General features: G+C 73.2%; 12 protein-coding genes. 3 read left to right on the forward strand and 9 right to left on the reverse strand.

The annotated features are described in order from the left end of the window. Window positions 1–32: 32 nt before the first annotated feature. Window positions 33–686 (forward strand): YdcF family protein, encoded by a 654-nt coding sequence (locus tag QK442_RS06740; protein ID WP_282692915.1) that lies wholly within the window; start codon window positions 33–35, stop codon window positions 684–686. On the opposite strand, the gene QK442_RS06745 is transcribed toward QK442_RS06740, so the two are convergent. From QK442_RS06745 to QK442_RS06765, 5 genes are all read right to left on the reverse strand, one after another. Then, complete coding sequence (locus QK442_RS06745; protein WP_282692916.1) at window positions 687–1,433, reverse strand: SDR family NAD(P)-dependent oxidoreductase; 747 nt, start codon at window positions 1,431–1,433, stop codon at window positions 687–689. It abuts the gene before it with no gap. A gap of 110 nt (window positions 1,434–1,543) precedes the next feature. Beyond that, window positions 1,544–2,731 carry a serine hydrolase domain-containing protein gene (locus tag QK442_RS06750; RefSeq protein WP_282693117.1) on the reverse strand — a complete coding sequence of 396 codons (1,188 nt, stop codon included), beginning with the start codon at window positions 2,729–2,731 and terminating at the stop codon, window positions 1,544–1,546. Between the two features lie 48 nt (window positions 2,732–2,779). Then, the gene (locus QK442_RS06755; RefSeq protein WP_282692917.1) at window positions 2,780–3,520 is read right to left on the reverse strand and encodes an ABC transporter ATP-binding protein; all 741 of its coding nucleotides are present in this window, start codon (window positions 3,518–3,520) and stop codon (window positions 2,780–2,782) included. Window positions 3,521–3,524: 4 nt separating this feature from the next. Next, window positions 3,525–4,286 carry a cobalt ECF transporter T component CbiQ gene (gene cbiQ, locus QK442_RS06760; RefSeq protein WP_282692918.1) on the reverse strand — a complete coding sequence of 254 codons (762 nt, stop codon included), beginning with the start codon at window positions 4,284–4,286 and terminating at the stop codon, window positions 3,525–3,527. Between the two features lies 1 nt (window position 4,287). Then, the gene (locus tag QK442_RS06765) at window positions 4,288–5,331 is read right to left on the reverse strand and encodes an energy-coupling factor ABC transporter permease (RefSeq protein ID WP_282692919.1); all 1,044 of its coding nucleotides are present in this window, start codon (window positions 5,329–5,331) and stop codon (window positions 4,288–4,290) included. 178 nt (window positions 5,332–5,509) lie between these two features. Here QK442_RS06765 and QK442_RS06770 point away from each other — a divergent pair, with 178 nt between their 5' ends. Beyond that, window positions 5,510–5,887, forward strand: a complete 378-nt coding sequence (locus QK442_RS06770) for an SsgA family sporulation/cell division regulator (protein WP_282692920.1) — start codon at window positions 5,510–5,512, stop codon at window positions 5,885–5,887. A gap of 96 nt (window positions 5,888–5,983) precedes the next feature. Here the strand turns inward: QK442_RS06770 and QK442_RS06775 are convergent, their stop codons facing one another. Beyond that, the gene (locus QK442_RS06775; protein ID WP_282692921.1) at window positions 5,984–8,140 is read right to left on the reverse strand and encodes an MMPL family transporter; all 2,157 of its coding nucleotides are present in this window, start codon (window positions 8,138–8,140) and stop codon (window positions 5,984–5,986) included. A 170-nt stretch (window positions 8,141–8,310) separates the two neighbouring features. Continuing rightward, the gene (locus QK442_RS06780) at window positions 8,311–8,883 is read right to left on the reverse strand and encodes a TetR/AcrR family transcriptional regulator (protein WP_282692922.1); all 573 of its coding nucleotides are present in this window, start codon (window positions 8,881–8,883) and stop codon (window positions 8,311–8,313) included. 198 nt (window positions 8,884–9,081) lie between these two features. Here QK442_RS06780 and QK442_RS06785 point away from each other — a divergent pair, with 198 nt between their 5' ends. Continuing rightward, window positions 9,082–12,399, forward strand: a complete 3,318-nt coding sequence (locus QK442_RS06785; RefSeq protein ID WP_282692923.1) for a S41 family peptidase — start codon at window positions 9,082–9,084, stop codon at window positions 12,397–12,399. Here QK442_RS06785 and QK442_RS06790 read toward each other — a convergent pair. Together QK442_RS06790 and QK442_RS06795 are read right to left on the reverse strand one after the other, a co-directional pair. Next, window positions 12,342–12,866, reverse strand: coding sequence for a GNAT family N-acetyltransferase (locus tag QK442_RS06790; RefSeq protein ID WP_282692924.1), 525 nt, complete (start codon window positions 12,864–12,866; stop codon window positions 12,342–12,344). The two genes, QK442_RS06785 and QK442_RS06790, sit on opposite strands and share 58 nt — an antisense overlap. A 173-nt stretch (window positions 12,867–13,039) precedes the next feature. Further along, the gene (locus QK442_RS06795) at window positions 13,040–13,234 is read right to left on the reverse strand and encodes a hypothetical protein (protein WP_282692925.1); all 195 of its coding nucleotides are present in this window, start codon (window positions 13,232–13,234) and stop codon (window positions 13,040–13,042) included. Between the last annotated feature and the right edge of the window lie 101 nt (window positions 13,235–13,335).

The raw sequence follows: 13,335 nt of genomic DNA on the forward strand, positions 1-13,335 counted from the left end.
GTCCCCGACAGCGCGAAGGCGGAGGAGGATCGGTGATCACCGCACAGGACGGGGAAGACGCCCGACTCCTCTGGGACTTCCAGCGGATGGGGCACGGGCCCCGGCCCTGCTCCGTCGGGATCGGGCTCGGGAGTCATGATCTCGGGGTCGCCGATGTGATGGTCGGCCTGTACCGGCAGGGGCTGGTTCCGCTCGTCGTCTTCACCGGGGCGACCAGCCCGACGACCCGCGACCGGATGCCCCGGGGCGAGGCCGTGCACTACCGGGAGCGGGCCCTGGAGCTGGGCGTGCCCGGGGACGCGGTGCTGGTGGAGCCCCGGGCGCGCAACACCGGGGAGAACATCCGCTTCTCGCGCGAACTCCTCGCCGGGCGGGGCGTGTCCGTGGACTCCGTCCTGCTCGTCAGCAAGCCGTACGAGGAGCGACGGGCGTATGCGACGGCGTGCCGGCTCTGGCCCGGGGTGGAGTTCGTCTGCGCGTCGGCGCCGATGGAGCTTCCGGAGTACGCGGACTCCATCGGCGACCCGCACCTCGTCCTGGACATGCTCGTCGGAGCCGTACAGCGGCTCCTGGTCTACCCGGCGCAGGGCTTCATGATCGAGCTGCCCGTCCCGAGCTCGGTTGTCGCCGCTTACGAGCGGCTGCGGGACCGGGGGTTCACCCGTCGGCTCGTGGCGGCGGGCTGATCAGTCGCCGTCCAGAATCTCGCGGAAGTGCCTGTTCACGGCGAGGAGGCCGCCGTCGACGCGGAGGGTGGTGCCGGTGATCCAGGCGGCGTCGGGGGAGGCGAGGAAGGCGACGGCGGCGGCGATGTCGTCGGGGGTGCCCACGCGGCCGAGGGGGTAGGCGCGGGCCGCGAGGGCGGCGAGGCCCTTCTCCTTGCCCGACCAGGCGGGGGTGGCGATCGTGCCGGGGTTGATCTGGTTGACGCGGACGCCGTGGGGGGCCGCTTCGGCGGCGAGGGTGCGGGTGAAGGAGCCCAGGGCCGCCTTCGCGGCGCTGTAGGCGTGGTCGCCGAAGGACGCCTCCGCGTTGACCGAGCCGATCGTCACGATCGCGCCGCCCGTCGCGGTCAGGTGCGGGAGGGCGGCGCGGGAGCAGTGGACGGCGCCGAGGAGGGTGCCGTCGAGCTGGCGGTGCCAGTTCTCGTCGGGGTCCTCCGCGAAGGGGACGAGGGCGTTGTTGACCAGGACGTGGAGGGCGGGGAGTTCCCGGAAGGTCCGGTCGATCGACTCGCGGTCGGTGATGTCGAGGTGAAGGGGGCGCGCCTCCGGGAGAGCCGAGGCGACCTCGCGGGCCGACTCCTCGTCGACGTCCGTGACCAGGACCCTTGCGCCTTCCGCCGCCAGGCGGCGGGCCGTCGCCGCGCCGATGCCGCTGCCCGCGCCCGTGATCAGTGCCGTCCGTCCTTCGAACCGCCTTGTGAGATCCATCCGCTGATCTCAGCATCAAGCGCGGGTCAGGACCAGACCTTTTCGTGCGGACCCCGTGCCGTCGGCTCCGGTCGTGAGCGTGTACGCCGAACGCTGAGGGCTACTTGGGCCTAACGAGCTCGTGCGCGGTAGGCGTCCAGAGACGTTCTGACCGCTCTCACCAGGGCCTGGGCCCTCGGGTCCGCCGTGACCGTCTTGCGCATGCCGTTCGTGACGTAGGCGAAGGCGGTGCCGGACTCCGGGTCCGCGAAGGCGAGGGAGCCGCCTCGGCCGGGGTGGCCGAAGGAGGTGGGGCCGAGGAGGGGGCAGGCGGGGCCGTGGAGCATGTGGCCCAGGCCGAAGCGGGTGCCGACCAGGAGGACGCGGTCCGTGCCCGCCGACTCCTCGGTGCGGGCCAGGGCCAGGGTCGCCGGGGCGAAGAGGCGGGGGGCGCCGTCGGGGAGCGGGGCCAGGGTGGCGGCGTAGAAGCGGGAGAGCGCGCGGGCCGTGGCCACTCCTGCCGAACCCGGGAGTTCCGCCGCCTGGTACTCCGGGGCGTTCTCGTCTGGGGCCGGGTCGATGACCGCGAAGGCGCGGCGGGTGAGCGAGTCCGGGTCGGCGTACGCCTCCGTCACCGACCGCTTGGCGCGGAGGCGGAGCGCGCCCGCCTCCTCGGGGGCCTCCACCGGGGCCAGGCGGCCCACCCGGTGGCGCTCCCGCTCCGGGAGGCCGATCCACAGGTCGAGGGCCAGCGGGGCCGCCATCTCCTCCGCGACCCAGCGGCCTATGGTGCGGCCGGTGACCCGGTGGACCAGGCCGGCGAGCAGCCAGCTGAAGGTGTGGGCGTGGTAGCCGTGGGCCGTGCCGGGCTCCCAGGCCGGGGCCTGGGCGGCCATCGCGGCCGTGGACGTCTCCAGGTCCGTCGCCTCGGCCAGGGTCAGGGGGCGGTCCAGGACCGGTACTCCCGCCTGGTGGGCGAGGAGCCGGCGTACCGTCACGCGGTCCTTGCCCGCCGCCTTGAACTCCGGCCAGTACGTGGCCACCGGGGCGTCCAGGTCGAGCAGTCCGCGCTGGTGGAGGAGGAGGGGGACCGCCGCGGCCACGCCCTTGGTCGCCGAGCGGATCACCTGGGCGGTGTTCTCCGTCCAGGGTTCTTCAGCGCCGTCCGCGTTCTTCGTGCCCGCCCACAGGTCCACGACCTTCACGCCGTCGTGGTGGACCGCCACCGCCGCGCCCCTGTCTCCGCGCTGCTCGAAGTTGCGCAGGAACGCGTCCCTGACCGGCTCCCAGCCCGGTGCCACCGTGCCCTGGACGTCCACCTGACCCACTGCCCCACTCATCCTTTCGTACGAATGGTCCCCATGGTCTCAGGCGACGGAACCGGGCACGAAACCGAAGGGCAGTTCGAGGCGGTGCCGGGCCATCAGCTCCTCGTCGGCCAGGATCTCGCGGGTCGGGCCGTCGGCGGCGATCACGCCCTCGCTGAGGACGAGCGAGCGGGGGCAGAGCTCCAGGGCGTACGGCAGGTCGTGGGTGACCATCAGGACGGTGACGTCGAGCGTCCGGAGGATGTCGGCGAGCTCGCGGCGTGAGGCCGGGTCCAGGTTGGAGGACGGCTCGTCGAGGACGAGGATCTCGGGCTCGGTGGCGAGGACGGTCGCCACCGCCACCCGGCGCCGCTGGCCGAAGGAGAGGTGGTGCGGGGGGCGGTCGGCGTACTCCGCCATGCCGACCCTGGCCAGCGCCTTCTCCACGACCGCGTCCAGCTCGGCGCCGCGCAGGCCGGCCGTGGCCGGGCCGAAGGCCACGTCCTCGCGGACGGTCGGCATGAAGAGCTGGTCGTCGGGGTCCTGGAAGACGATGCCGACCTTCCGCCGGATCTCCGCCATGTGCTTCTTGCCGACGGGCAGCCCGGCGACGGTGACCTCGCCCGCCCCCGCGGTGAGGATGCCGTTGAGGTGGAGGACGAGGGTGGTCTTGCCGGCGCCGTTGGGGCCGAGGAGGGCGACCCGCTCGCCCCTCCCGATGGTCAGGTTCACGCCGAAGAGCGCCTGGTGGCCGTCGGGGTAGGCGTAGGCGAGGCCCCGCACGTCGAGAGAGGAGGTCATGGTGTCATCCCAGGAGGGCGAGGAGGCTGATCGGAAGGGCCGCCAGCGGGAGCGCCAGGGCCCTCGTCCACTGGGCGCGGGTGGCGGGGCGCTCGTCGGTGACCGGCATGGTGCCGGTGTAGCCGCGGCTGAGCATGGCGAGGTGGACGCGTTCGCCGCGCTCGTACGAGCGGATGAAGAGCGCGCCCGCCGACTTGGCGAGGACGCCCCAGTGGCGGACGCCGCGCGCCTCGAAGCCGCGGGAGCGGCGGGCGACGGACATCCGGCGCATCTCGTCGGTGACGACGTCCCCGTACCGGATCATGAACGAGGCGATCTGGACGAGGAGGGACGGCAGGCGGAGGCGCTGGAGGCCGAGGATCAGGGCGCGGAGTTCGGTGGTGGCGGCGAGGAGCACGGAGGCGGCGACGCCGAGGGTGCCCTTGGCGAGGATGTTCCAGGCGCCCCACAGGCCGGGGACGCTCAGGGAGACGCCGAGGACCTCCGTCCGCTCGCCGGGGACCACGAAGGGCATGAGCAGGGCGAAGGCGACGAAGGGGATCTCGATCGCGAGCCGGCGGAGCAGGAAGCCGGCCGGTACGCGGGCGAGCGCGGCGACCGTGCCGAGCAGGGCCGCGTAGAGCGCGAAGGCCCAGACGGCCTCGCGGGGTGTCGTGACGACGACCAGGACGAAGCCGAGGACGGCGACGAGCTTGGTGTGCGGGGGGAGGCCGTGTACCGGCGAGTCCCCCCGCCGGTGCAGCTTGTGCGCGTGCCCTGCCCCCATGTCAGACCCGGGCCCCCGTCTCGGCCGCCTGCTTGCGGCGGCGGACCGCCCAGAACGCGCCGGTGCCGATCGCGAGGGTGACGCCGACGCCGATCACGCCGGCGAGGCCGCCGGAGAGGCGGTCGGAGTCGATGCCGCGGACGCCGTAGTCGGCGAGCGGGGAGTCGGCGGTGGCGTGCTCGTACTCGTCGGCCTTGGCGTCGATGCCCTGGTCGGCGGCGACCTTCTCCAGGCCGTCGGGGCTGGCGGAGGCGTAGAAGGAGACGATGCCGGCGAGGACGAGGGCGGTGACGACGCCGACGGTCCACACCTTCCTCGGGCTCTTCGCCGTGGGAACCACGGGCGCGGCCGGGGTCGCGTCGACGAGTTCGCCGTCGACGCGGAGCTTCAGCGGGGCGGCCAGGTCGCGGGCGCCGTGCACGAGGTCGGGGCGGACGGCGAGGACGGCGCCGACGGTGAGGGCGGTGATGAGGGCCTCGCCGACACCGATGAGGACGTGGACGCCGAGCATGGCGGTGAGGACCGTGCCGATCGGCACGTCCGTGGTGCCGCCGACGGCGTAGAACAGAGTGAAGGCCGCGGCCGAGGCCGGTACGGAGACGAGCGCGGCGACGAAGGTCGCGACGGTGACTCCGCGGCGGGTGCGGGGCAGGACGAGCCGCAGGCCGCGGAAGAGGGCGTACGCGACGACGACGGTCACCACGCCCATGACGGTGATGTTGACGCCGAGGGCGGTGAGGCCGCCGTCGGCGAAGAGGATGCCCTGGACGAGCAGGACGACGGCGATGCACAGGACGCCGGTCCACGGTCCGACGAGGATCGCGGCGAGCGCACCGCCCAGGAGGTGGCCGCTGGTCCCTGCGGCGACCGGGAAGTTGAGCATCTGGACGGCGAAGACGAAGGCGGCGACCAGGCCCGCGAGCGGGGCGGCCTTCTCCTCCAGGTCCTTGCGCGCGCCGCGCAGGCTCACGGCCACGGCGCCGGCGGCGACGACGCCTGCGGCGGCCGATATGGGGGCGTTGATGAATCCGTCGGGTACATGCACGTCCTGAATGATGAGCGCTTCTGCAAAGTCCTTGCAAGAGCAGCCAGGTCACAGGACGCGCAGAGTGTGAGACCGCACACGGTGCGCATATCCCCGCCCCCCGAGGGAAGAATGGAACATTAAGTCGACATTCACCACGAATCGGACTCACCGAAGAGCCTGACCGAGGAGCTGAGCGATGTCCGCCGCAGCCGACCACAAGGCCGAGGACCACGACGTCGAAGACCACGCCCGAGGACGTCTGATCAGCGACGCGCCGGTCTCCCGCGCCGTGCCCGTCGCCCTCCGCTACGACCCCGGCTTCTCCCCCGCGACCGTCCGCTTCGTCCTCCCCGGCGGCGTCGAGTGGTCCTTCCCCCGCGCCCTCCTGGAGGACGGCATCCGGGAACCCGCCCACCGCGGTGACATCGCGGTCTGGCCGTGCGGCCGGGCCCAGACGGTGGTCGAGTTCCACGGCGAGGGGGAGGTCTCCGTCGTCCAGTTCGACAGCGCCGCCCTCACCCGCTTCCTGGAACACACGTACGCCGTCGGCGCGTCGTCGCTCACGACGCACTGACGGCGTACGGCCGCGTCGGGTCCCCGTCCCCACAGGTTCCGGCGCGGTCCGGGGCGCGCCCCCCGCTCAGGGGCCGCCCCGGGGATCACGGGGTGTCTACGCCTTCACGAGGTCCGGCCGCGCGGCGGGCGCGGCGTCCCGGTCGGCGAGTCCCTCGCCCTCGACGTCCACGTTGGGCAGCGCCCGGTCCAGCCACTTCGGCAGCCACCAGGCCCTGTGGCCGAGGAGGGCGAGGACGGCCGGGACGATCGCCATGCGGACCACGAAGGCGTCGAAGAGGACGGCGACGGCGAGGCCGAAGCCGATCATCTTGATCATCTGGTCGGTCATCCCGATGAAGCCGGAGAAGACCGCGATCATGATGACGGCGGCGGCGACGACCACCCGGGCGCTGTGCCGGAAGCCGGTCACGATCGCCTCGCCGGGGCGCTCGCCGTGGACGTACGCCTCGCGCATCCGGGTCACGAGGAAGACCTCGTAGTCCATGGCGAGGCCGAAGACGACGCCCACCATGAAGATCGGCATCATCGACATGATCGGGCCGGTCTGCTCGACGCCGAACAGCCCGCCCAGCCAGCCCCACTGGAAGACCGCGACGACGGCCCCGAGGGCGGCGACCACCGAGAGCAGGAAGCCGAGGGCGGCCTTGAGCGGGACCAGGACCGAACGGAAGACGACGGTCAGGAGGACGAAGGCGAGGCCGACGACGAGTGCCAGGTAGGGCACGAGGGCGTCGTTCATCTTCTGGGAGAAGTCGATGTTCATCGCGGTGGCGCCGGTGACGAGGACGTCGTCGCCGGTGGCCTCGCGGATGTCGTGGACCAGGGTCTCGGTGGCGGCCGAGGACGGGCGGTCCTTCGGGATCACGGTGATCATGGCGGTGTCGCCGGCCTTGTTGGGCGTGGCGGGGGTGACCGCGGCGATGCCGTCGAGGTCCTTGACCGTGGAGACGGTCCTGTCGGCGGCGGCCTTGTCGCCGTCGACGACGACGAGCAGGGGGCCGTTGAAGCCGGGGCCGAAGCCCTCGGAGAGCAGGTCGTAGGCGCGGCGCTCGGTCGCGGAGACCGGCTTCACGCCGTCGTCGGGGAGGCCCATCTCCAGGGAGGCGGCGGGGACGGCGACGGCGCCGAGGCCGAGGACTCCGACGAGGAGGACGAAGAGGGGGCGGCGTATGACGAAGCGCGCCCAGCGGGTGCCGCCGTTCGGCTTGTCCGTCTTCTCGACGAGGCCCTTGCGCTGCTTGCGCCCGACCACCTTGTCCCCCGCGAAGCCCAGCAGCGCCGGGATCAGGGTGAGGGCGATCAGGACGGCGATGACGACCGTGCCGGCCGCGGCGAAGCCCATCTTCGTCAGCATCGGGATGTTGACGACGGCGAGGCCGACGAGGGCGATGACGACGGTGAGTCCGGCGAAGACCACGGCCGAGCCCGCGGTTCCGGTGGCACGGCCCGCGGCCTCCTCCTTCGTCCGCCCGTCGGCCAGTTCGGCGCGGTAGCGGGAGACGATGAAGAGGGCGTAGTCGATGCCGACGGCGAGGCCGATCATCATCGCGAGCGTGGAGGTGGTGGTGCCGAGGTCGAGGACGTTCGCGAGCGCCGTGATCGTGGAGACGCCGATGCCGACGCCGATGATCGCGGTGAGCAGCGGCAGTCCGGCCGCGACGAGCGAGCCGAAGGTGAGGACGAGGACGATGCCGGCGACGACCACGCCGACGATCTCCCCGGCGCCGGTCTCCGGCATGGTCTGGAGGGCGTCACCGCCGAGCTCGACCGTCAGCCCCTTGCCCTGCGCCGCCTGTCCGGCCTGCTTCAGGGCCTCGCGGGTCTCGTCGCTCAGCTCCATCCCGTTGACCTTGTAGGCGACGGAGACGTAGGCGGTGGAGCCGTCCTGGGAGACGGCCCGGGACTCGTACGGGTCGGCGACCGAGACGATCTGGTCGGAGCCGGACTTCAGCGCGGCGACGGTCTCCTCGACGACGGCCTTGGGGGCCGCGTCGGTCATCTTCTGCCCGTCGGGCGCCTTGAAGACGATACGGGCGGTGGCGCCGTCGGCCCCGGCGCCGGGGAAGCGCTCTTCGAGCAGGTCGAAGGCGCGCTGGGCCTCGGTGCCGGGGATGGAGAAGGAGCCGGAGGTCGGGGCGGGCGCGGTGGCGGCGCCGACTCCGGCGAGCGCGAGGAGCGCCACCCAGAGGAGGGCGACGAGCCGTCGGCGCCGGAAGGCGGTGCGGCCCAGCTTGTACAGGAAGGTGGCCACGGGTACGTACTCCCATTGAGAGGCGGAACAGGGCATGGGGAGCCGGCCCGACGGCGTGAGCGGTGCGCAGTCAGGTGGAGCAGGGACGTGCGGGTGGGGCGGGAACCTGCGGGTGAGGCAGGGACGTGCGGGTGAGGCAGGGGCGTGCGGGTGGAGCAGGGACGTGCGGGTCAGACGCCGAGCGAGGGGAAGACGACGGCGTCGATGTAGGTGCCGAGGAAGGCGCGGTCGACCGGCTGGTCGTCGATCAGCGGGCGGGCGACGAGCGCTCCGATCAGCATGTGCGGGACGAGGTCGAGGGCCGGGTTGTCCGGCCGGACCTCACCCCTGCGGACCGCACGGCGGAGGAACTCGGCGAAGCCGTTCAGCTCGGGTTCGATGAGCAGCTCGCGGAGCGCCTGGTGCAGGTCGGGGTGGGTGTGGACGGCGTGGGCGAGACCCCGCATGAGCGCGGTGTCCTTCTCCACCTGGCAGTCGTCGACGAGCTCCAGGAGCGCCTGGAAGTCGCCGCGCAGCGATCCGGTGTCGATCTGGTCGAAGCCGGACGGCTTGTTGTGGCGCAGGGCCTTGGCGACCAGCTCCGGCTTGCTCCCCCACTGGCGGTAGAGGGTGGCCTTGCTGGAGTGGGTGCGGGCGGCGACGGCGTCCATGGTGAGGGCGTCGTAGCCGACCTCGCGGAGGAGGTCGAGCACGGCCGCGTACAGCTCGGACTCCCGCTCGGGAGTGAGTCTGCTGCGGGCCATCCCGGACCTCCGGTGCACTGGGGACGAGCAGAGTGAACGAAACGGTTTCGTACTCTGCGTACGGTACGAAGGTACCCCGCCGCCCAGCGAAACGAAACCGTTTCGTACGTGGCGTGGGCCACAGCGCCGGCCGTACGCCCGTGCCCCCGCACTCCCGTACGAGTTGCCGCACCCCCTCCACGCGGAAAGCATGAACAGGTGAGTGACGACGTGGCCTACCTCCGCTTCCCGCACCTCCACGACGACCTGCTGTGCTTCACGGCCGAGGACGACCTCTGGCTCGCCCCCCTCGTCCCCGAGGGGGAGCGCCCCGGCCGCGCCTGGCGGCTGACGGTCGACCGGACCCGCGCCGGGCACCCCCGCTTCTCCCCCGACGGGCGCCACATCGCGTACACGAACTGGCGCAGCCTCGACGCCGAGATCCACCTCGTGCCGGTCGGCGGCGGCCACGCCCGGCAGCTCACCCACTGGGGCTCCAGCGACACGCGGGTCTGCGGCTGGTCCCCCGACGGGGACATCCTCGCCGTCTCCTCGCACGGCCAGCCCTTCTCGTACTTCTCCTGGGCCTACACCGTCGCCACCGACGGCTCGCCCGGCGGCCGGATGCCCTGGGGACCGGTCTCCGACATCGCCGTCCGGGACCTGGACGGCGAGCGCCGCACCCTCCTCCTCACCGGCACCCCGCCGCACGAGCCGGCCGCCTGGAAGCGGTACCGGGGCGGCGCCACCGGGCGGCTCTGGCTCCACGGCGAACGGCTCCTCCCGGACATCGGCGGCCACCTCGCCGACCCGATGTTCGTCGCCGCCCCGCCCGGCGAGACCGGACACCGGATCGCCTTCCTCTCCGACCACGAGGGCGTCGGCAACCTCTACTCCTGCCGCCCCGACGGCACCGGCCTGCGCCGCCACACCGACCACGCCGACTTCTACGCCCGGCACGCCTCCTCCGACGGCCGCCGGGTCGTCTACCAGTGCGCGGGCGAACTGTGGATCGTCGAGGACCTCACGGCGGACGCCGAGCCGCGCCGCCTGGAGGTGCGGCTCGGCGGGCAGCGGGCCGGCCGCCGCCCGTACCAGGTGCCCGCCGCCCGGCACGTCGACGCGCTCTCCGTCGACGAGACCGGCCGGGCCAGCGCCGTCGGCGTACGGGGCAGCCTGTACTGGCTCACGCACCGCGACGGCCCGGCGCGCGCCATCACCGACACCCCCGGCGTCCGGGTGCGGCTGCCCGAGATGCTGGGCAGCGGCGGGCAGATCGCGTACGTCACCGACGCCGAGGGCGAGGACGCCGTCGAGATCGCCTACCTGCCCCGGGCCACCGGCGACCGCCCCCCGCGCCGACTCGCCGCCGGGCAGCTCGGCCGGGTCGAGGAGCTGGTCTCCGACCCGGCCGGCGAACGGCTCGCCCTCGCCACCCACGACGGCCGCCTCCTCCTCGTCGACGCGACCGAGGATTCTGGGGACACCTCCCGGACGGAGTCCGGGGGAGGGGAGGTCACCGAGCTGATCCGCTCGGTCAACGGACCCGTCCGCGACCTCGCCTTCTCCCCCGACGGCGCCTGGCTCACCTGGTCCCACCCCGGCATCGGCCGCTCCCTGCGCTCCATCAAGCTCGTCCGCATCTCAGGACCCGGCCCGCGCACGGTCATCGACGTCACCAACGGGCGCTTCGAGGACGAGAACCCGGTCTTCACCAGCGACGGCCGCTACCTCGCCTTCCTCTCCTGGCGCGGCTTCGACCCGGTGTACGACGTCCACACCGGCGACCTGTCGTTCCCGCTCGGCTGCCGCCCCTACCTCGTCCCGCTCTCCTCCGCGACCCCCTCGCCCTTCGCGCTCCTGCCCGACGGACGCCCGGCGGCCGGCGGGCTCGACCCGGCCGACGACGGCGCCGAGAGCGGCGACGGCACGGTCACCGTGGAGACCGAGGGCCTGTCCGACCGGGTCACCCCCTTCCCGGTCGCCGCCTCCAAGTACTCGGCGCTCCACCCGGTCTCCGGCGGCGGGCTCGTCTGGCTGCGCTGGCCCATCTCCGGCGCCCTCGGTGAGACCTTCGCCAACCCCGCCGACACCTCGGGCCGGCCCACCCTGGAGCACTTCTCCGTCGTCAAGGCCCGCCGCACCGAACTCGCCCGCGACCTCGACTGGTTCGCGGTCAGCGGCGACGGCACCCGGCTCGTCGTCTTCGACGAGGGCGAGCTGCGGGCCGTCCCCGCCACCGAGCCCGGCGACGGCGACTCCACCGTCTACCTCGACCTGCGGCGCATCCTCCACCAGGTCGACCCCGGCGCCGAGTGGCGGCAGTCCTACGACGAGGCCGGGCGGATCGTCCGCGCCTACTTCTGGGAGCCCGGCATGGGCGGCGTCGACTGGACCGCGGTCCTCGACCAGTACCGGCCGCTCCTCGAACGGGTCGCGTCCCCCGACGAGTTCGCCGACCTGCTGCGCGAGGTCATGGGCGAACTCGGCACCTCCCACGCGTACGTCACCCCCGCCCGGCGCAACGAGGGACCGGCGCACTACCAGCGGCCCCAGGGCCTCCTCGGCGCCAACTTCGTGCCCCGGGACGGCGGTTGGGTGGTGAAGCGGATCCTGCCCGGCGAGTCCTCCGACCCCAAGGCCCGCTCCCCGCTCGCCGGCACCGGCATCCGCGAGGGCGACGCCCTCACCCACGTCGACGGCCGGCCCGTCGACCCCGTCGCGGGCCCCTACCCGCTGCTCGCCGGCACCGGCGGCACCACCGTCGAGCTCACCTTCGCCCCCGCGGGCGGCGAGGGCCGCTCCCGTCGCGTCGCCGTCGTCACCCTCGTCGACGAACGCCCGCTCCGCTACCACGACTGGGTCGCCAAACGCCGGGCCGTGGTACGGGAGTTGAGCGGCGGGCGGTGCGGCTACCTGCACATCCCCGACATGGGCGGCTCCGGCTGGGCCCAGTTCAACCGGGACCTGCGGATGGAGGTCTCCCGGCCCGCCCTCCTCGTCGACGTGCGCGGCAACGCGGGCGGCCACATCAGCGAGCTCGTCGTCGAGACCCTCACCCGGAAGATCGTCGGCTGGGACCTCACCCGCGGCGCCGAGCCCGTCAGTTACGCCGCCAACGCGCCGCGCGGCCCCGTCGTCGCCCTCGCCGACGAGGCCACCTCCTCCGACGGCGACATGATCACCGCCGTCTTCAAGACCCTCGGCCTCGGACCCGTCGTCGGCCAGCGCACCTGGGGCGGCGTCGTCGGCATGACCGGCCGCCACCGGCTCGGCGACGGCACCCAGATCACCGTCCCCATGAACGCGGCCTGGTTCACCGAGTGGGGCTGGTCGATCGAGAACCACGGCGTCGAACCCGACCTCGCCGCCCTGCGCACCCCCCTCGACTGGGCCGAGGGCCGGTACGCCCAGCTGGACGACGCCGTCCACCTGGCGCTCTCCCTCCTGGAGGAGAAGCCGCCGTCGGCCCCGCCCGGCTACGAGGACGTGCCGGACCGCTCCCGGCCGAAGCTGCCGCCGAGGTCCAGCTCGTAGGCGATCGCGGACTCCCCGGTCTTCAGCGTCTCCCTGCCGACCGCCCCGAAACCGACCCGGGCGAGCACCGCCCGGGACGCGCTGTTGTCCGGCGACGCCTTGGCGTACAGCCGGCGCAGCCCGTACTCCTCCACGGCGAGCCTGCAGACCTCCAGGACGCCCCGGGTGGCGAGCCCCCGGCCGGTGGCCGATTCCGCGATCCGGTAGCCGAGTTCGGCCGCGCCGTCGGCGAGGTCGATCAGATTGATCCGGCCGAGGATCGCGCCGTCCTCCGCCACCAGGACGTGGAAGCGGATGGTCCCCTTCCCCTGCTCGTCGAGCAGGGCCTGGTGGCAGGCGTCGAACTCGGCGAAGTACGCGTCCCCCCGGTCGGGCACGGTGGCGGCGAAGTAGGCCCGGTTCTCCCGCTCGAAGACGAGCAGGGCGGGGGCGTGGTCGGGGCGCAGGCGTTCGAGTACGACGGGCATGGGGTCACGGTACGGAGATCGCCGCCCGGCCGCGCGGGAGTTACGCCCTGGGCGCACAGCAGGGTGCGCGGGTGGGCGCACGCGTGCCTGGAGCAGCCGGGAGTGCGCTGGGCGCACGCGTGCGAGGGCGCACCCGGTGTCGCGGGTGCGCCCTCGTCAGGACAGGGCGGGCGTCAGGACTCGCGGTCCCGCTGGGCGCGCTCGCGCGTCTCGCGCGCCTCCCGCTGGGCGCGCTCCTTCGCCTCCTGCGAGCCCTCGCGGGCCTGCGAGGCGCGCTGGGAGGCCTCGTCCTTGGCGTTGCCCATGGCCTTCTTGGCGCGCTCCTGCATCTCCTGCGCCTTGTCCTGGAACTGGTCCTTGATGCCCATGCGGGTTCACTCCTAGTGGGGTGTGAGGGGTACGGGGGCGGTGTGCCCCTGCGCCTCGATCAGGCTCGCACGCGCGAACACTCCCCGCATGTCGATCAGTT

Source organism: Streptomyces sp. CC208A, assembly GCF_030010625.1.
In the GTDB taxonomy this organism is placed as follows: domain Bacteria; phylum Actinomycetota; class Actinomycetes; order Streptomycetales; family Streptomycetaceae; genus Streptomyces.

Excerpts from the sequence above, each read along its gene's own strand:
- QK442_RS06745 (WP_282692916.1), bottom strand. The coding sequence starts at position 1,433 with ATGGATCTCACAAGGCGGTTCGAAGGACGGACGGCACTGATCACGGGC.
- cbiQ (WP_282692918.1), bottom strand. The coding sequence starts at position 4,286 with ATGGGGGCAGGGCACGCGCACAAGCTGCACCGGCGGGGGGACTCGCCG.
- QK442_RS06795 (WP_282692925.1), bottom strand. The coding sequence starts at position 13,234 with ATGGGCATCAAGGACCAGTTCCAGGACAAGGCGCAGGAGATGCAGGAG.
- QK442_RS06770 (WP_282692920.1), top strand. The coding sequence starts at position 5,510 with ATGTCCGCCGCAGCCGACCACAAGGCCGAGGACCACGACGTCGAAGAC.
- QK442_RS06755 (WP_282692917.1), bottom strand. The coding sequence starts at position 3,520 with ATGACCTCCTCTCTCGACGTGCGGGGCCTCGCCTACGCCTACCCCGAC.
- QK442_RS06790 (WP_282692924.1), bottom strand. The coding sequence starts at position 12,866 with ATGCCCGTCGTACTCGAACGCCTGCGCCCCGACCACGCCCCCGCCCTG.
- QK442_RS06780 (WP_282692922.1), bottom strand. The coding sequence starts at position 8,883 with ATGGCCCGCAGCAGACTCACTCCCGAGCGGGAGTCCGAGCTGTACGCG.